The organism is Corynebacterium sp. L4757 (assembly GCF_043673995.1).
Lineage (GTDB): Bacteria > Actinomycetota > Actinomycetes > Mycobacteriales > Mycobacteriaceae > Corynebacterium.
This window is the reverse complement of record NZ_JBIMEN010000012.1, coordinates 16,389-33,623: the sequence shown is the minus strand read 5'-3', so window position 1 is coordinate 33,623 and position 17,235 is coordinate 16,389. Positions and strand designations below refer to the sequence as shown.

The 17,235-nt window shown below is 62.3% G+C and carries 20 protein-coding genes and 1 tRNA gene; 2 read left to right on the top strand and 19 right to left on the bottom strand.

Features of this window, described 5'->3' with window-relative positions; translation table 11 throughout:
• Positions 1–20 precede the first annotated feature (20 nt).
• The gene (locus ACG98I_RS11830; protein WP_144691027.1) at positions 21–257 is read left to right on the top strand and encodes an antitoxin; all 237 of its coding nucleotides are present in this window, start codon (positions 21–23) and stop codon (positions 255–257) included.
• Positions 258–464: 207 nt separating this feature from the next.
• On the opposite strand, the gene ACG98I_RS11825 is transcribed toward ACG98I_RS11830, so the two are convergent.
• The gene (locus ACG98I_RS11825; protein WP_191374401.1) at positions 465–1,667 is read right to left on the bottom strand and encodes an IS110 family transposase; all 1,203 of its coding nucleotides are present in this window, start codon (positions 1,665–1,667) and stop codon (positions 465–467) included.
• Between the two features lie 842 nt (positions 1,668–2,509).
• A complete protein-coding gene (locus tag ACG98I_RS11820) occupies positions 2,510–3,460 on the bottom strand; it encodes a replication protein RepA (protein WP_099299418.1) in 951 nt (316 codons plus the stop codon).
• An 18-nt stretch (positions 3,461–3,478) separates the two neighbouring features.
• Here ACG98I_RS11820 and ACG98I_RS11815 point away from each other — a divergent pair, with 18 nt between their 5' ends.
• Entirely contained in the window at positions 3,479–3,715 is a 237-nt protein-coding gene (locus ACG98I_RS11815) for a hypothetical protein (RefSeq protein WP_180965365.1), read from the top strand.
• Positions 3,716–3,780: 65 nt separating this feature from the next.
• Here the strand turns inward: ACG98I_RS11815 and trxA are convergent, their stop codons facing one another.
• The 17 genes from trxA to ACG98I_RS11730 all read right to left on the bottom strand — a co-directional run bounded on the left by trxA (position 3,781) and on the right by ACG98I_RS11730 (position 17,225).
• Positions 3,781–4,104: a thioredoxin gene (trxA, locus tag ACG98I_RS11810; protein ID WP_099299417.1), complete on the bottom strand. Its 324-nt coding sequence runs from the start codon at positions 4,102–4,104 to the stop codon at positions 3,781–3,783.
• 94 nt (positions 4,105–4,198) lie between these two features.
• On the bottom strand, positions 4,199–4,813 hold the full coding sequence (locus tag ACG98I_RS11805) for a CueP family metal-binding protein (RefSeq protein ID WP_180965366.1): 615 nt from the start codon (positions 4,811–4,813) through the stop codon (positions 4,199–4,201).
• Between the two features lie 120 nt (positions 4,814–4,933).
• The gene (locus tag ACG98I_RS11800; RefSeq protein ID WP_070478530.1) at positions 4,934–5,875 is read right to left on the bottom strand and encodes a cation diffusion facilitator family transporter; all 942 of its coding nucleotides are present in this window, start codon (positions 5,873–5,875) and stop codon (positions 4,934–4,936) included.
• A gap of 2 nt (positions 5,876–5,877) precedes the next feature.
• A complete protein-coding gene (locus tag ACG98I_RS11795) occupies positions 5,878–6,267 on the bottom strand; it encodes a helix-turn-helix transcriptional regulator (protein ID WP_070478528.1) in 390 nt (129 codons plus the stop codon).
• A 140-nt stretch (positions 6,268–6,407) separates the two neighbouring features.
• Positions 6,408–6,481 (bottom strand) — tRNA-Cys (locus ACG98I_RS11790).
• Between the two features lie 15 nt (positions 6,482–6,496).
• A complete protein-coding gene (locus ACG98I_RS11785; protein WP_228073733.1) occupies positions 6,497–6,961 on the bottom strand; it encodes a carboxymuconolactone decarboxylase family protein in 465 nt (154 codons plus the stop codon).
• 67 nt (positions 6,962–7,028) lie between these two features.
• Complete coding sequence (locus tag ACG98I_RS11780) at positions 7,029–7,208, bottom strand: hypothetical protein (RefSeq protein ID WP_099299416.1); 180 nt, start codon at positions 7,206–7,208, stop codon at positions 7,029–7,031.
• Positions 7,209–7,249: 41 nt separating this feature from the next.
• Positions 7,250–7,594, bottom strand: coding sequence for a hypothetical protein (locus ACG98I_RS11775; protein WP_099299415.1), 345 nt, complete (start codon positions 7,592–7,594; stop codon positions 7,250–7,252).
• A gap of 393 nt (positions 7,595–7,987) precedes the next feature.
• Positions 7,988–8,293: a metal-sensitive transcriptional regulator gene (locus ACG98I_RS11770; protein WP_070478524.1), complete on the bottom strand. Its 306-nt coding sequence runs from the start codon at positions 8,291–8,293 to the stop codon at positions 7,988–7,990.
• A 10-nt stretch (positions 8,294–8,303) separates the two neighbouring features.
• Positions 8,304–10,391 carry a heavy metal translocating P-type ATPase gene (locus ACG98I_RS11765; protein ID WP_202032245.1) on the bottom strand — a complete coding sequence of 696 codons (2,088 nt, stop codon included), beginning with the start codon at positions 10,389–10,391 and terminating at the stop codon, positions 8,304–8,306.
• A 213-nt stretch (positions 10,392–10,604) separates the two neighbouring features.
• Positions 10,605–11,213, bottom strand: a complete 609-nt coding sequence (locus tag ACG98I_RS11760; RefSeq protein WP_070478521.1) for a YdhK family protein — start codon at positions 11,211–11,213, stop codon at positions 10,605–10,607.
• Between the two features lie 97 nt (positions 11,214–11,310).
• The gene (gene fdxA, locus ACG98I_RS11755; RefSeq protein WP_070478519.1) at positions 11,311–11,640 is read right to left on the bottom strand and encodes a ferredoxin; all 330 of its coding nucleotides are present in this window, start codon (positions 11,638–11,640) and stop codon (positions 11,311–11,313) included.
• An 89-nt stretch (positions 11,641–11,729) separates the two neighbouring features.
• Positions 11,730–12,863: an MFS transporter gene (locus tag ACG98I_RS11750; protein ID WP_234461439.1), complete on the bottom strand. Its 1,134-nt coding sequence runs from the start codon at positions 12,861–12,863 to the stop codon at positions 11,730–11,732.
• Positions 12,864–12,917: 54 nt separating this feature from the next.
• The gene (locus tag ACG98I_RS11745) at positions 12,918–14,063 is read right to left on the bottom strand and encodes an FAD-dependent oxidoreductase (protein ID WP_070478515.1); all 1,146 of its coding nucleotides are present in this window, start codon (positions 14,061–14,063) and stop codon (positions 12,918–12,920) included.
• Positions 14,064–14,110: 47 nt separating this feature from the next.
• Positions 14,111–14,464 (bottom strand): metal-sensitive transcriptional regulator, encoded by a 354-nt coding sequence (locus tag ACG98I_RS11740; protein ID WP_083290896.1) that lies wholly within the window; start codon positions 14,462–14,464, stop codon positions 14,111–14,113.
• A gap of 155 nt (positions 14,465–14,619) precedes the next feature.
• Complete coding sequence (locus ACG98I_RS11735) at positions 14,620–14,958, bottom strand: YHS domain-containing protein (protein WP_306345856.1); 339 nt, start codon at positions 14,956–14,958, stop codon at positions 14,620–14,622.
• Positions 14,955–17,225 carry a cation-translocating P-type ATPase gene (locus tag ACG98I_RS11730; protein ID WP_070478511.1) on the bottom strand — a complete coding sequence of 757 codons (2,271 nt, stop codon included), beginning with the start codon at positions 17,223–17,225 and terminating at the stop codon, positions 14,955–14,957. Before ACG98I_RS11730 ends, ACG98I_RS11735 begins: the two co-directional genes overlap by 4 nt.
• Positions 17,226–17,235: the final 10 nt, after the last annotated feature.

Here is a 17,235-nt window from a genome sequence, read left to right as displayed (position 1 = left end):
CAGTGTGCAACAATAACGTCATGACTCGCCCAATTGATGAGCTGTTGCGCCAAGCTGGTGTGCCGTCGTTAGGGTCAAACAACGGCACACTCAGTGGTGGAGAGATGGCAATCGCACGTATTGTCAGTGCTCTGCGAGCAGATTGGGACAGGCTCGATGGTCAACAACAACGTGCGCTTATTACAGCGCTGGAAGCGTCCACACAGGCCACCGAAGAAGCCGAAGCATTCGTGCTGAATCAACTCAAGAAGCACTAAATCGCTCAAGCCCTGCCTGAGGGGCTAGAGGCAGGGCTTGAGTGTGACAGTGACCGTCCGGGGGGTGTTCCTATATAGTTTGTCAACCTTGTGGGTGTGGGTTGAAGGGGTAATCAAGACGTCTGGTTTGTTTCCGTGGTGTTGTTTTGCGGGCATGGGTAGTAGCCGGTTGGGATTTCCCAATCGGCTTTGCTGGTAGTGGTGCGTTTATGCGGCGGCGACCTCCGACTGGGGCTCGCGGTAGAACTCGTGATTTTTCATCATGGCGAACAAGACGTTGAGCCTTCTGCGCGCTAGGGCTACGACTGCGGCGTTATGCCTTTTGCCTTCGTTTCGCTTTCGTTCGTAGAATTGTCGTGAACGCTCGTGGAATCTGATCGATGCAAAAGACGATTGCCATAGGGCGTTCTTTAATTTCTTGTTTCCGGCGCGGTTGAGCGAATTGGACATAATCGATGTCCCGGATTGGTTGGTCTTAGGTGATAGCCCAGCATAGGAAGCTAGGTGACCGGCGGTAGGAAAATCGGACATATCGCCAACCGTCATGAGGATTTGTGCAGCGGATCTTGGTCCTATCCCGGGCATGGATAGAAGTAGTTGTGTTTGCGGAATTTCGTCGATGAGCTCGGTGACTTCGGCTTCTATTTCTTTGCGATGCTCAAGTTTAAGCAGCGCATCTTTTGCCGACATGGCCACACCTAACTCGGCGTATTTCGCACCTGCGATCTGGACTGATTGGCCAGCAATGGCGGCAAATATTGCGTCAGTAACTGGTTCGGGATTACGTGCACGATGTTTGCGTGCAAAGGCATTAACCCGGGCTTTGCCTAAGCGCTTGATCTTTGACGGTCCTCCGTATTTGGCTAGCAGGTGCAAGATCCATTTCCGGTGAATCATCTGCCCACGCAGCACATGTTCAAATTCGGGATATGTTCCAACCAGTGCGGAACGGATTTGGTTGATTAGCCGCGTATAGGACCGGGTGAGGTCTTCATCGATGCCGTTGAGAACCTTTAGCTGGATGAAAGCTTCTTCTACTCGGTCGACTTGGCGTAGTGATTCAGGAAGATATTTCCCAGCGTAAGCGATGATGTAAGCATCACGGACGTCAGTTTTGGAATTACCAGCATGAATACGTGATAGCTGTCGCATAGCTAGTCCGGGTAGGTAGCGAACGTCTACGCCGATATCTTGCGCGACCGCGACGGTCAGCCGCCCGATATTGTTCGGCTGGTCAACTACGACGAGCGTTTTGGCTTCATTGGTTGCGTAGCAATTGAAAAGCTTCCGCAGCGACTGCTCGTGCTGATTAACGCGTTTAGATAGGACTTGATTGCCACCTGAATCGAGGATGCAGGCATGGTGGAAATATTTGCCGACATCCATCCCGATGACATAGTCGTATGTCATCTTTAACCTCCTAGCGAATTGAAACGAAAATTGGGTCATCTCATCGCTGGGTGTCGGACATACTTCGCGCTGGCATCCACATTACTTTGAGACCTCACACTAGATTGTGCGGGTCAGGTTCCTATTAGCAGTTGAGAGTATGTCACTGCCTTTGGCGGCATCACCCCCCGGATCATTTTCAGACAGGGACAGGAATAAGCCATACCAAAACCAGCGACTAGTTCCATCTCCTCGAAAGGAATAAGGGAACGGAACAAACATAACCCACCCCTGAAACAGGGAATAGACTATGAATCAACGGTTGCCTCAAACGGAACTGCTAACAACGTAATGGGGAGGGAGCGGTCTACAAACTATTCTGCGGAGCTTCGACAAAAGTAACAAGGGCGTGCCCACTCCAGTGAGCATTGACAGTAAGGATGAAATTATTGGGGTTCCTTTGTGAGAGTTCTCTTTAAAGATTCTTTGGTTATCTGTAGTCCTGGAGGCTGTGGTCAGTGAGTAGTCCAGGTTGTCTCGGTGGCAACCAAATCTTTGATTTGGGCGGCAGCACAACCGAACGTTAGTGAGGGCGTGAGCCACGATGGAATCTTATTTACTAGTTAGCGTTAGCGTTGACTGGTTGGTTTACCCCTGCTGGATATAGTTCTACAGTTTATAGTTATAAGCGACCAGGGGAAATAGATAAAATCCCAGTTCAAGCCCTGTGGATAACTGCTTGGATATTGGTAAATATGCGCAGCCGTATTGGTAAATATGCGCAGCCGTATTGGTAAATATGCGCAGCCTGACCAGGGCATAAAGAAAGCGCCCACAAGGGGGCGCTCACTCGTTGATGAGTATTAATCCAGCTGCGGACGTGGCGGTTTTTTCTCAACTGAGGGAGATGTCTTAGTGACGGTGACTCCATCGAGGTCGGCTTTTATTCCACAATTACGCCATATCGCCTGAACATCGTGGATGGCTTTCTTGATTTCGTTGCGGAAGTTCACCCAGTCTTGCCCTGATACTAGCTCTTTGGTGGCGAAGCTTTGTGCCATCATGTCCCAGGTAAAAAGGTAGGAGTCTCGGTTGTTTTTGCTAAGCCAAAACTGCTTGACCGTTAGCCAGATATAAATGTCCATTGACCGTGGCTTGGTGAGCTGGCGTAGTACAGCAAGGTCGATAGGGATGGGGGCTTCGACAATGTGCTGGAAAAATTGTGGCGTGAGTTTGATGTAGGACTCGATGAAGCTTCCCTGATTAGGGTCGCGTGCATCAAACCATAAGTCCCATTCATCCATAATTTGAGTGTGTTTACCACGTGCGCGTACGCCATCGTCCTCTTTGACGGTCACGCGAGCATCAGCCAGGCGCAATAATTGCTCGCGGATATTGGCCAAGTTCCCTGTTGCGCCACCTGTGCCGCGTCCAGTTACTCCGATGGCTTGGAGGAAGTGGTTCATGGAGTGTCCGAGAGGGATGCGGACTGCTTGCTCAAGGTCTATTTTGCCTGCTTTGAGCTTTCCTGCGTTTTCCACGGCACGGGTGACGATGTAGGCCATGATTAGTCGGGGATATTTGCCGTAGGGCAATCCTCCATCGGCGTAGACAACGATTCGGCCTTGTGCTGTCTCTATGACTCGTTTTTCTTCGTCGGTCTTGCGGTATGGAAATAATGCTTGGACGAAGAGTTTGGATGTGTAGCCAATGTCTTGGGCGTTTATAAGTTCTTTTGCTTGATTAACTTCTCGGTCTTGGGCAGTCTTTTGGGCTGCTTGAAGCTGAGCAATTTTTTCTGGTGGCAGTGCCATGGAAGAATCCCTTTTCTGGTGACACTGCTTAACTTCTTGCAAACCGTGTATTTGGTGTATATGAACGAGGACAGAGGGCCACGCCCGTCGCCGGAGTTCGTGGAATGGCTTATGGATCTGCCAGTCAGATGGATTACCGACACGATGGGCGGACTGACTGCAAATCAGCAGAAGACCGCCTTCGGTAACGGGGTCCTGCCACTTCAAGCGCTCGTTGCACTGCGCAGTCTTGCATTACGTATGCAATCACGCTGAGTCGGGCGACCATCAACTGCCGCGCAACGGTCGGCGGAGTTCGGGAACGGTTCGACGGCCGAGCCTCAGATAATGCCTTCGAGGCGTTGCTCGATCTGCGGCTTCGGCATCGCCCCAATGATCTCGCGCACGATTTCACCCTTGTCGAAGACCTTCATCACAGGGATCGAACTGATGTTGTAGCGTGAGGCGATGTCGGGGTTCTCGTCGACATTGAGCTTGGCGATGAGGAGCTTTCCATCCTGCTCAGCTGCAATCTGGTCCAGGACCGGCGCGATCGCACGGCACGGGCCGCACCAGGCTGCCCAGAAGTCCACGAGAACGGGGACCTCGCTCTGGAGCACAACCTCTTCGAAGGCCTGGGTGTCGACGGTGGTGACTTCGCTCATGGGACTGCTTTCCTTCCTATTACACGTCGCGTGCGATAGACCGCGCGCACATCACAACACCCTACCCGGTGGGGGTATTCCCGTGGTGCTAGTTTTAGACCAGTCGCATCGTGGTCAGGCAGGTTTGCGCATCGTCGCCGACGGTCGAAAGTTCGGAGGTGACGGTCTGGCCGTCGTGGGTGATCGAGATCGATGTCTCGATGCCTCGGGGCAGCCAGATCCCGACGAAGCCGTTGTCGAGGGTTCTCAACTCCTCGTCGACGATCGTCTCGCCGGTCGTCGCATCCGTCACCGTTACGGCCACGTCTGCGTTGCGCAGCTCGCCCAGGCATCCGGTCGGGCTGTGGTAGTAGCAATCATGGGTCTGCGACCGATACGGGGCAACGGATACGTAGATCTCGTCACTGGGCAACCGCACCTCTGTCGCGTGCTCGTGCTGATCAGTGAGCGTGACCATCTCCGCAGTGATCGACGTGGTCAAGGTCTCCGTGCGATCGTCCAGCGGGATCGCATCGAGCGTTTCGACCAGCTCCCGCACGTCGAGGCCTTCGAGACCATTCTCGACAAGAATCTCGGCTCCGCTGGCCGAGGTGGCTGAGGGTGAGTCGTTGGCGGCCGCGCATCCGGTGAGCAGGAAAGCGCCGATCACGACGGTGGTTGCAGCGGTTTTCTTCCCGCCGTACTTCGGCAATGACCTGAGGTTTTTCATGGGATTCCTTCTCGTGCCTGCCCGTGGTGCCAATTGGCCATAGTACCCCATAGGGGTAGTGCCTACCTGTGTGATGCGGAAGCGCCCCGCCCGGTACGAGCCCGGGAGGGGGCGCTGCGTTCAGTCGTGCTTGCTGACTTCCGGTTCATGTTCGGCAATGTGCTCGGTCTCGATCTGGAAGGTTGCGTGATGGACGGAGACCTCGAAGTGTCCTGCGACGCAGTCTTTGATCTCTTGGAGCATCTGGGCGGCATGACCGTCGGTGAAGCATTCGTCGTCGACGACGACGTGGGCGGTCAGGGTCGGTAGGCCGGTCGCCACAGTGGAGGCGTGCAGATCATGAACATCCTGGACGTGGTCGAGTTCGAGGATGTGTGAGCGGACTTTGTCGAGGTCGAGGCCCTTAGGAGTGAACTCCATGAGGACGCCGGTGGTCTCGCGCATCAGCTTGAACGCGCGAGGCACGATCAGGGTGGCGATGAACAGTCCGGCGATGGCGTCGGCCTGCATGAACCCGGTCGTGGAGATCACGATCGCCGCGATGATCACTCCGAGTGAGCCGAGGGCGTCGTTGAGGACTTCGAGGAACGCGGCACGCATGTTGAAGTTCGAACCGCGGCTGGAGGCGAGGATGGTGATGGCGATGATGTTCGCGACCAGGCCGATGATGCCGAAGATCAGCAGTTCGCTTGCGGGCACCTCCGGCGGCTCGAACAGTCGCCGGATTCCTTCGATGGCGGCGTACGTGCCCACCACCAGCAGCAGTGCCGACTGTCCGAGGGCTGCGATCACCTCGATACGTCGGAACCCCCAGGTGCGCTTGGAGTTGGCGGGCTTGAGCATCAGCGTCCCGGCGATCAGTGCGACCAGTAGGCCGACGGCATCGGTGATGGCATGGGCGGTGTCGGTTAGCAGTGCGAGGCTGCCGGTGATGACCGAGCCGATGGCCTGGGCGACGACGATCGTCGCGGTGATCGAGAATGCGATCCAGAGTTTCTTGCGGAAATCTCCAGGGTGCCCGGTCTCGCTGGCTGCGGGGCCGTGATTGTGTCCTGCGCCCATGTCTACTTCTTCTCCGTATCTGTCGCGTGGTGGGTATGTGGGAGTCGCAGGTGCGTGCAGAGCAGGGCCTGCGTGCCGGTGGCATCGAGGAGGCATTCGGCAGCGGCGACGAGGGTACGCAGGAGTTCGGGCTGTGTCAGCGAGTACCAGGTGGAGCGCCCTTCCGGGCGCATCGTCGCCAGGCCGCACTCAACGAGAAAGCCGACATGTTTGCTTACCGTGGACTGGGCCAGGCCCATGTGCTCGACCAGATCGCGGACCCGGTGCTCGCCCGAGGCGAGGTGCTGCACGATCGCCAACCTCGTCGGTTCTGCAAATGCCTGGAACAGGTGGGCGTACGCTGCTGTCGCCACCTCGTCGAGGGTTGCCCCCTCTTGTTGATTCATAGTCATATAGCGATTATATCGCTCTATGACGATATTGTCGAGTGTGATCTGTCGCTCGATGCGAAATGAAGCTCAGAGGTTCCGGCGCGCCCGAGGGTGGACTGCCCGCTTCCTGCGACGCGTGCCTTATTGGATTCGGCGGAAAGTGGAGGTGCCTACGGGACTCGAACCCGTGTACAAGGTTTTGCAGACCGCTGCCTATCCTCTCGGCCAAGGCGCCAAGTCGCCGGCAAGATCAGTCGCCCGGCGTGAGGCCGGCAACCAGGTTGAAGGCGCCGGTGAGAATGTTCAGCGACACGACCCCGACGACATCAGAGATCTCACGGTCGCTGTACCCGAACCCCCGAAGCTCGTCGATCTGCTCGTCGGTGATCGACGCAGGCTCACGGTAGACCTGGAGGCCGAGCGCGATCATCGCCGCGACCGGGCCGGTCATCGCCGTACCCTGCTGGGCGAGTGCGATCTCGTTATCGCTGACCCCGAGTGATCGTGCCGCGCTGATGTGCGAGGCCAGGCACATTCCGCATCCTTGCTGCGACTGCACGGCGATCGAAACGAGCTCGCTGACCTTGCGGTCGAGCTTGGCGCGACGCATGGCTTTGCTCAGCTGGAGATAACCGCCGAGCACCGCCGGGGAATGCGCCATCGTCGAGACCATGTCTCCGACCTCGCCGTGCCGCTCGACGAGATCGCCGAGCAAGTCTCGTGAGCTCCCCACTGCGGTCTCAGGGGTCAATCGGGAAAAACGGGGCATAATGCCTCCTTAGTCAGTTTGGTCGCGAGTTCGAGGTTGAACCCGCAGGGATGCGTTCCTGCTGCTGATGCCCGGCATGTACACCGGTCAATAGGTAGAAGTCGCCGGACTCGCGTTGCTGCCGACTCACGATCCCGGCCGCATCCAGGTGCGGTGTGTCATACGTGGCGTGCGCGTGTTCAGCCTCTCTCATAGTCACCAATCCTACCCTTTACCCCTATGGGGTATCAAGTATTATCCGATTGGTTTGAAGGACTCGGAGACGCGTGGCCGGGTGCGGCGGATTGAGGTGAGGCCAGAGACGACGGGTCCGCGCAGGAGTACGTGTCCAGTCGGAAGGGTCAACCGCGTCCAGCGGCCGGCGGTGGAGATCGCGGCCTCTCCTTCGGAGCTGAGGAACCCGAAGACGTAGGCGGCGAACGCGACGCCTTGTGGCAGCGACGCGAGGGCTGTGTCCGGGGTGCCCCAGACCATGCCCCGGATCTTGCGGGCGACATCGTCGCCGGGTTTGTCGGGAAGTGCTTGGGCCACGGCCTCGATGCCGGCACGGACGCTACGCATCAGCGTCAGACTGGACACGTCCGCAATGTATCTCCACCCGTGTTGTGGGGGTTCGACGCTGGTCCAAGCGGGTGCCAGCGAGGTCTCCGGCAGTTCGAGGGACAGGGGGTCGACGGTCGCGGTCAGGGTTTCGACGGTGACGTCGCACTGCAGCTCGGGGTCGGAATGGAGCGTGCGAAGGACGAGGATCGTAGGGGTGCGGTCGAGCGGACCACGGGGCGTTGGTACACCGCACTCATGCGCAGCAGCCCGGCCGCGGCCTGCAAGCGCACGCCGTGGGCGCCGGCTCGCCTGGCCCGTTGAGCGAAAGTGGGCGCATCGCGGGCGGACGGCGTGTCGGTGAGGATCAGGCGTGGAGGGCGTCGTGAGGGCTTCCCGCCGTGTCCTGGAACGCGGCCTCGGGGTCCGGGATTAGGAGCGGACGAGTCGGTTGATGGCGTCGGTGGCTTCCTGTATCTTCTCGACGGCCGCCTCGTCGCTGAGCTTCGCTGCGTCGAGCACACAGTGCTTGAGATGATCGTCGAGTAGACCGGTCGCGACCCCCTGGAGGGCGCGGGTCAGGGCGGATACCTGGGTGAGGATGTCGATGCAGTATTTCTCTTCATCGATCATCTTCGCGATCCCTCGGGCTTGACCCTCAATGCGCTTCATACGGCCGAGGTAGCGCTCCTTGTCGTTGATGTATCCGTGCTGATGAGAATCGGTGTCGACAGACATGGGCATGTCCTTACTTCTGGCGTTCCAGGACGGAACGCGTGCTGGCTTCGGGTGTGAGGTCGATGCGCCGCAGGAGTTGGGCGTTGAGCGCGACGACCACGGTGGAGGCCGACATCAGGATCGCGCCGATCGACATTGGCAGGACGAATCCCACCGGTGCCAGGATGCCGGCCGCAAGCGGCACGGAGATGAGGTTGTATCCGGCGGCCCACCACAGGTTCTGCTTCATCTTACCGTATGCGCGTCGTGAGAGCTGGATGATGGAGAGCACCGACCGGGGGTCGGAGCTGGCCAGGATCACCCCGGCCGAGGCGATGGCGACATCGGTGCCGGCGCCGATCGCGATGCCGACGTCGGCCTGGGCCAGTGCCGGGGCGTCGTTGACGCCGTCGCCGACCATGGCGACCTTCTTGCCCTCGTGCTGCAGTTGGGCGACCTTGGCGGACTTGTCCTCGGGGCGGACGCCGGCGAAGACGCGGTCGATGCCGAGCTCCCGTCCGACCTCGTTCGCCACGGCCTCGGCGTCGCCGGTGATCATGACGACCTCGACGCTCAGGGCGTGGAGGGCGTCGACGGCGTTGCGGGATTCGGGGCGGATCTCGTCGGCGAGCTTGAGGCCGCCGACCACCTGGCCGTCGCGGAGGACGTGCAGGATGATCGCGCCCTCAGAACGCCATTCCTCGGCTGTGCCGACCTCGTGCTGGCCGGTCTCCTCAAGCAGCCGGGGGCCGCCGACGCGGACCTCCTGGCCGGCGACAGTCGCGGTGACTCCGACGGCGGGCGAGGATGAGAAGCCGCTGGCCTGCTGAAGGGCGAGGCCCTTGTCCTTGGCGGCGGCGACGATGGCCTTGGCGAGCGGGTGCTCGCTGTCGGCCTCGGCCGAGGCCGCGAGGGCGAGGACCTGGTCGGCGTCGAGGTCGCCGGTCGGTTCGACGCCGGTGACGGTGGGCTCGCCCTTGGTCAGTGTGCCGGTCTTGTCGAAGAGCACTGCGTCGACCTGCCGCATCGACTCCAGGGCGAGGCGGTCCTTGACCAGCACGCCGCCGCGGGCGGCGCGCTCGGTGGCGATGGAGACCACGAGCGGGATCGCCAGGCCGAGGGCGTGGGGGCAGGCGATGACGAGTACGGTGATGGTACGGACCACGGCCTCGTCGGGCATGCCGATGAGCGTCCAGACGACAGCGGTGACCAGCGCCGCGCCGAGAGCGAACCAGAACAGCCAGGCCGCGGCCTTGTCGGCGATCCGCTGGGCGCGGGAGGAGGAGTTCTGGGCCTCGGTGACGAGCCGGTTGATCCCGGCCAGGGCGGTGTCGTCGCCGGTGGCGGTGATTTTCACCCGCAGGCCGGAGTCGGTGGCGACGGTGCCGGCGGTAGCTGTCTCGCCCTCGCCCCGAGAGACCGGGCGGGACTCGCCGGTGATCATGGACTCGTCCATGTCGGCGCGGCCGTCGACGATGGTGCCGTCGGCCGGAACGCTGCCGCCGGGGCGCACGATCACGACGTCACCCACAACGAGGTCGGCTGGGGCCACCTTAACGACGTTCTCGCCCTCGACGCGCTCGGCCTCGTCGGGCAGCAGTGCAGCCAACGAGTCGAGCGCCGAGGTGGTCTGGGCCAGGGAGCGCATCTCGATCCAGTGGCCCAGCAGCATGATCACGATCAGCAGCGCCAGCTCCCACCAGAACTCCAGCTCGTGATGGACAAGCCCGAGGGTCGCGGCCCAGGAGGCGAAGAAGGCCACCGTGATCGCCAGAGCGATGAGCAGCATCATCCCGGGCTTGCGGGACTTCAACTCGCTGACGGCGCCGGTGAGGAAGGGCCTGCCGCCCCAGACGTACATGACGGTGCCCAGTACCGCGGCGACCCAGCCCGCCCAGCCGGGGACCTCGTAGCCCAGCAGCATGGAGAACATCGGCGAGAGGGTGACCGCGGGGATGGCGATGACGAGGTTGATCCAAAACAGCCGGCGGAACTGGCCAACGTGGTCCCCGTGGCCGCCATGGCCGCTGTGATCTCCGTGGCCGCCATGGCCGCTGTGATCTCCGTGGACACCGTTCTCATCGAGGCCCGTGTGGTCTGAGTGCTGCCCGTGGTTCATGGCGTGGCCCTGGTGTCCAGTGTGCTGGCCCTCGTGCGTGCCGTGCGCCTCCGCCGAGGCGTGTGCGGACACAGACCCGTGGTGATGCTCGCCGTGAGCGGGTGCATCGGTTCCGTGACCGTGGTGCTGGTGTGAGTTCGGGTCCGTCATCGTTCTTCTCCTTCGTCATCGAGCCATGCCGCTCACCCGGTCGCCGGGCAAGCGAACGTCGGCTCAGGGCGCTGGTTGGATCTCGCTCTCGACGACCCACTTGTGGTTCGTCATCTTCATGCCGTCCGTCTCGTAGTCGACCATGTAGACCGTCTCATCGGTGGACGAAGCGATGGTGGCCCTCGCGCCCTCCATGCCCTCCATGTGCTTGGCGAGCAGCGTCACCGCTGTGCCATCGGTCAGGCGCTCGTCGCCGGCATCCTCGATTTCTTCCTGCACGACCCACTTGTGGTCCGTGACGGGGTCGCCGCCACCTGCGTTAGTGTAGTTCACGGAGTACGTGTACGTGTCGAATGCGCCGGAGATCGTCGCTGTCGCACCGTCCATGCCTTCCATGTGGTCGGCCGTGAGCTGTACCTCTGTGCCGACCGGGTATGTGGGGTCACTGGCTTCGGCGATACCCTCGGGTGCCGGTCCGCCGTCCATCGGGTGCTCCATCGAGTGATCCATTTCCTCATCTCCGCTTTCTGCATTGTCGCCGCCGTGGCCCTGCTCCTCAGTAGCCGAAGGGTCGGTCTGCTGGTCTTCGTCTGCTCCGCTGCTGCAACCGGCGAGCACGAGTGTCACTCCGAGCACTCCTGCTGCCAGCCCTGCTCGCAGTCTCCTCTGCATGTCAGCTCCTTTCATCATGACACCTACCCTATACCCCCCAGGGGTACTAGTCAAGGATTGCGCGTTGTACCGGCGTGAATCGATCGAATTGTCCTTCTCAGAGGGACTGCTCATGTTGGATGGGCAATGCGGCGATGAGGGGATGGTCGAAGCCCGCCGGTCCGATCTTCGCGGCTCCACCGGGAGAACCAAATTCGTCGAAGAACTCGACGTTGGCCTTGTAGTAGTCAGACCATTCGTCGGGCAGGTCGTCTTCGTAGTAGATGGCCTCGACGGGACAAACCGGTTCGCAGGCTCCGCAGTCAACGCATTCGTCGGGATGGATGTAGAGCGAGCGTTCGCCCTCGTAGATGCAGTCGACAGGACATTCGTCGATGCAGGCGCGGTCCTTGACGTCCGCGCAGGGAAGCGCGATCGCATAGGTCATGGCTGCTCTTCTTGGTCGGGTGCGGTTCGGCGGCGAGAGTCGGTGGGGAGTTCGGAGAAGTCGTCAGTCTCTGCCGGATCTGCGGCCGGCTAAGGAATGCGCAGGCGTAGGACGGTGGCTGCAAGGCTGAGGGCGATGATGATCGCACCGAGGACTGTCATCGTTCCTGACAGGGTGAGTACCGGCACGAGCAACCCGGCGACGATGGTGGGCACGCCGAATGCCAGGTAGGCGACCGTGTAGATCACAGCCATCACGGCGGCGCGTTCCGACGATGCCGTGTGGGGCATGAGTGTGCGCAGCACCCCGAGGAACGCTGTGCCGAACCCGGAACCGACGATCGCGACCGACACGACGTAGGCCGGGTAGGAACCGAGTGCGAGGGCGACGATGCTCGCTGCGGTGCCGAATGCCAGGGCGCTGGTCGCATACAGGCTGATGGTGCGGGCGGAACGCCGCTGCAGGACGGACGAGGCGGTGATTCCGGAGATCGCCAGTGCGAAGATGACGATGCCCGCGTGGGTGTGCGTGGAGCCCCCGAGCTCACTGCCGACGAGGCCGGCTCCGAGCGCGAGGAAGAGTCCGTTGGTCGCCCACCCGGCGATAATCGCGGGCACACCGGCGGTGAACATGCGGCGCAGGTGCAGTGGCACCATAAACCGCGGGCGGAGGTCGCCACGTCGTATCCGGGTCTTGGGGACCAGTTCCGGTGTGCTCCACACCGTCGCTGCCACGGTGAGGAAGGCGAGCACGAGCGGGCCGAAGACCGCAGCTGTCGGTTCGGGGGTGAGATCGAGGAGCAGCGCAGCACCGAGTGCCCCGGTCCCGAGACCGATCATCGGCCCGATCGTGTTCCACAGGGCTGCGATGTTCGGATGCGACGGCGGCTCGAAGTCGATCATCATCGCCGACAGGGCCGGGATGAGCAGACCCGCTGCGAGTCCTTGCAGAGCGCGGGCGACCAGGAGTGTCGCGAGGCTGTCGGCGAACCAGAACATGGCCAGGCTGAGTGCCAGCGCCAGGGAACCGGCGGTTACGACCGGACGTCGGCCGATGTGATCGGAGAGCGGTCCGAGGTAGAGCAGCGCGGCCAGGAGGGTGAAGGTGTAGACCGCGAATACGAGTGTGGTGGCGACGGGGACGAGTCCGAGCTGTTCTGCGATCTGGGGGTAGAACAACGACGGCGCGCTGGCAGCCGCCATCATGAGAATGGTCGCTGCCATCGCGAGCGCGAAACCCCGCCGCGGGATCTGCCTCGTATAGTCGCCCGCCATCGTCTATGCCTGCAGGCCGTGGAGCTGCTGACCCCACTGGTAGACGGTGCCGACCGCGTCGATGCCGGTGACGCCGACGACGGTGCCGTCGGTCTCGTGGCGCACGATGAACTCCTCGCCGGCTTCCACCTGGGCGTCTGCACCAGCGGTGTACCCGACTCCGGAGATCATCTGACCGTAGACCAGCGCCATGTAGGGGCTGCGCGGCAGGTAGGTGCCCGGATCGTCGCTGATGTCGAGGTCGTGCAGTGCGGCCTGTGCGGCGTGCGTGCCCTGCGCGGCGGCGTCTTCCCAATGGTCGATGCGCCAGACGCCCAGTGCTTCGTCGTGATGCGTAGCTACACCTCCGGCGGCGTAGACGTGGTCTGCTGCGGCACGGAGGCGATCATCGACGTCGATGCCGTTCGTCCACGGCGACGGGGCTGCGGGCGTCGTGCCGAGCGCAACGAGGAGTAAGTCGGCCACGATGCGTTGATCGTCGTCGAGGGTGATGGCAACACCGGATTCTGTTTCGTCGACATGCTGGAGAGTGCGACCGAATCGAGTCTGCACCTTGGCGGCATGGTCAGCGGCGAGGCGCTCAGCCACCGGCGCCCCAAACGCTCCGATGCCGGGAACAGAACTGCGAGAGACCAGCATGACCATGTGTCCGTCGGCTTGCAGCGACGAAGCGGTCTCGGCTGCGATGATTCCGCCGCCATAGATCGTCACTCGCGCCGGCCGTGCCAGGCTGGTCAGCAGATCGCGGATACCCATGGCATCTTCCAAGGAGTGCAGAGCAGTGACCCGGCCTTGTCCGACGTCGTCGCCTTCGAGTACACCCGCGGGCAGAGAGCGGGGCACGCTCCCTGTCGCGACAATGAGCGCGTCGTAGGAGACCTGCGCGCCGGAGGTCAGTTGGACCCGCTTCGCCGTAGTATCGACATCGAGCACGGTGTCGGCGATGACCTCAATCTGAGGTAGCGGGAGCTTGATCATCTCCGGCGGGGTCGGGCCGAACGCGATTCCTTTGATGAGCATTCGCGTGTAAGGCGTCTCCCCGGTGCGGGTCACCATCGTCACCCGGACGTCGTCACGTGTGGCGAGAGTGCGGGCGGCTGCGGCTCCGGCTGCTCCTGAACCGAGGATGAGGACGTGTTGTGTGGTCATAGGGAAACTCCTGGGCTGCAGGTCGTGATCGATTTGGTGTGCGGGCGTCAGGAGCGAACGAGACGGGCGATGGCCTCGGATGCCTCGCCGAGCCTCTGCTCGCTGACTGGTCCACCGGCGAGGGCGGCGTCGAGGACGCAATGCTTGAGGTGATCGTCGAGCAGTCCGAGGGCGACGTTTTCGAGTGCCCTGGTGGCTGCGGAGATCTGGGTGAAGATGTCGATGCAGTAGCGGTCCTCATCGATCATCCGATCGATGCCGCGGATTTGGCCTTCGAGGCGCCGCAGGCGATTGCGGTACGTCGCCTTGTCGCTGATGTATCCGTGGACGGACGGATCGCCGTCGCCTCCCGCCGGGCAGGTGTCGATGTGAGGTTCGGTCATTGAGGTCGGGGTGGTCATGTCGGTTCGCTCCGATCAGGTGCCGGGGTGGCGGCGGAGGGCCGAGGTACCCCCGACAGCCGGGGGAGCTCACCGGAGGTGTTTTTGTTCCGTCCCGTCCCCCATGGCTCCAAGCCCCCCTCGCCGTTCCCCCCCCCCCCCCCCACGCTGGTGGATTACGCCATGTTGGCGGCGTATTTGGCGGGGTCCGAATCAAATGCGGGGCCGCAGCCGGCGCAGCAGAAGTAGTAGCGCTCGCCCTTGAAGTCGCGGTAGAGGCCGGCGGCCTCGGCGGTCTTCTTGCTGACCGGGGTGCCGACCATGACCGGGCAGGTGGTCATGTCATCGGCGCCCCCGCCGAGCAGGTTCTCGCGTCCACCGTTCTCGGCGGCGGGGTTAGTCTCGTTCGTGCTACAGCAGTTGCTCATTTTCTGGTGTTCCTTCTGTATCGGATTCGTATGGATGGGTGGGTTCTGTATCGGATTGGTATGGATGGGTGGGTTCTCGTTCGTCACTTCGTGGCGACGCTCTTGAACCCGCGCAGGCGGAGGCTGTTGCCGACGACGAAGACGCTGGAGAACGCCATCGCCGCGCCTGCGAGCATGGGGTTGAGCATGCCCAGCGCTGCGACTGGGATCGCGGCGGTGTTATAGGCGAATGCCCAGAACAGGTTGGTCTTGATCGTCGAAAGTGTCTTCCGAGACAGACGGATCGCGTCGACCGCGGCCCGCAGGTCGCCGCGGACCAGGGTGATGTCGGAGGCCTCGATCGCGACGTCCGTGCCGGTGCCCATCGCCAGGCCCAGATCGGCCTGCGCGAGCGCGGGGGCGTCGTTGACGCCGTCGCCGACCATCGCGACGATCTTGCCCTCGCCCTGGAGACGGGTGACGACGTCGACCTTGTCCTTGGGCAGCACCTCGGCGATGACCTCCTCGATGCCGACCTCGGCGGCGATCTGGCGGGCCACGGCCTCATTGTCACCGGTGAGCAGCACCGGGGTCAGGCCGATCTCCTTGAGCCCGCGGATCGCCTCCGCGCTCGTGGGCTTGACGGTGTCGGCGACGACGAGGATGCCGCGCGCAGCACCGTCCCAGCCGATCGCGACGACCGTCTTGCCTTCACCCTCAGCTTGAGCCTTCGCCCGTGCGACCTCCGGAGAGAGCTTCTGTGACCAGTCGGCCAGCAGCGACTCGCGTCCGACGACGACCGGGGTGCCCTCGACGATGCCCTGCACGCCCTTGCCTTCAACATTGGCGAAGTCCTCGGGCGTGGGCAACTGGCCGACTTCCTGGGTGGCGCCCTTGGCGATCGCCTGCGCGATCGGGTGCTCCGAGGAGTCCTCCAACGCACCCGCGAAGCGCAGCAGCTCGGCACGGTCCACACCGGATTCGGTGATCACATCTGTCAGGGTCATCTTGCCGCTGGTGACGGTACCGGTCTTGTCGAGCACGACGGTATCGACCTTGCGGGTGGACTCCAGCACCTCTGGGCCCTTGATGAGGATGCCCATCTGCGCCCCGCGGCCGGTGCCGACCAGCAGCGCGGTCGGAGTCGCGAGTCCCAGCGCGCAGGGGCAGGCGATAACGAGCACGGCGACCGCTGCGGTGAACGCGGCGGCGACGGGGAATCCGGCTCCCAGCCAGGCGCCGAGGGTGATGAACGCGACGACGATGACGATCGGCACGAACACGCCGGAGATCGTGTCAGCCAGACGCTGCACCTCGGCCTTGCCAGTCTGCGCATCCTCGACGAGCTTCGCCATCTGCGCAAGCTGCGTGTCCGAACCGACACGGGTCGCCCGCACGACAAGGCGGCCGCCCGCGTTGACGGTGGCACCGGTGACCGAGTCGCCCTCGCGGACCTCGACCGGTACGGACTCGCCGGTGAGCATGGAGGCGTCCACCGCGGAGGAGCCGGAGACCACGATGCCGTCGGTGGCGATCTTCTCACCCGGACGAACGATGAACTCGTCGCCGACCTGGAGGTCAGAGGTGGGGATCTTCACCTCAACGCCGTCGCGGAGCACGGCGACTTCCTTCGCGCCGAGCTCCAGGAGGGCGCGCAGCGCGGCCCCGGCCTGGCGTTTGGAGCGCTTCTCGAAGTAGCGGCCGGCGAGGATGAACATCGTCACGCCCGCGCCAACTTCGAGATAGATGTTCGCCGCGCCATCCGAGGGAGCGATCGTGAACTCGAACGGGTGCGTCATCCCGGGTGTGCCAGCGGTTCCGAAGAATAGTGCGTAGACGGACCACAGCAGTGCGACCGAGGTGCCCATCGAGATGAGTGTGTCCATCGTCGCGGTACCGTGCTTGAGGTTCGTCCATGCGGCCTTATGGAACGGCCAGGCTGCCCAGATGATCACCGGGGCGGCAAGCGCGAGTGAGGCCCACTGCCAATATACGAACTGCAGTGCGGGGATCATGGCCATGGCGATCACGGGAACCGTGAGCACAATGGCGCCGACTAGCCGATGGCGCAGCGAGGTGAGCTCAGTGTCTTCCTCCTCCCCGGCCTCGGTCTCCGACGTGTTCGCCGTGGTGCCCTTGGGCTTGGGCAGCGCAGCCGTGTAGCCGGTCTTCTCGACCTCGGCGACCAGCAGGCCCGGATCGTAGCCGGCAGGCACGGTGACCTTGGCCTTCTCGGTGGCGTAGTTGACCGTGGCCGCGACGCCCTCGAGCTTGTTCAGCTTCTTCTCGATCCGGTTCGCACAGGAGGCGCAGGTCATCCCGCCGATCTCCAGCTCGATGTCCGGCCCACCGATGGGGGGCGCTAATGTACTCATCCTCTTCCTT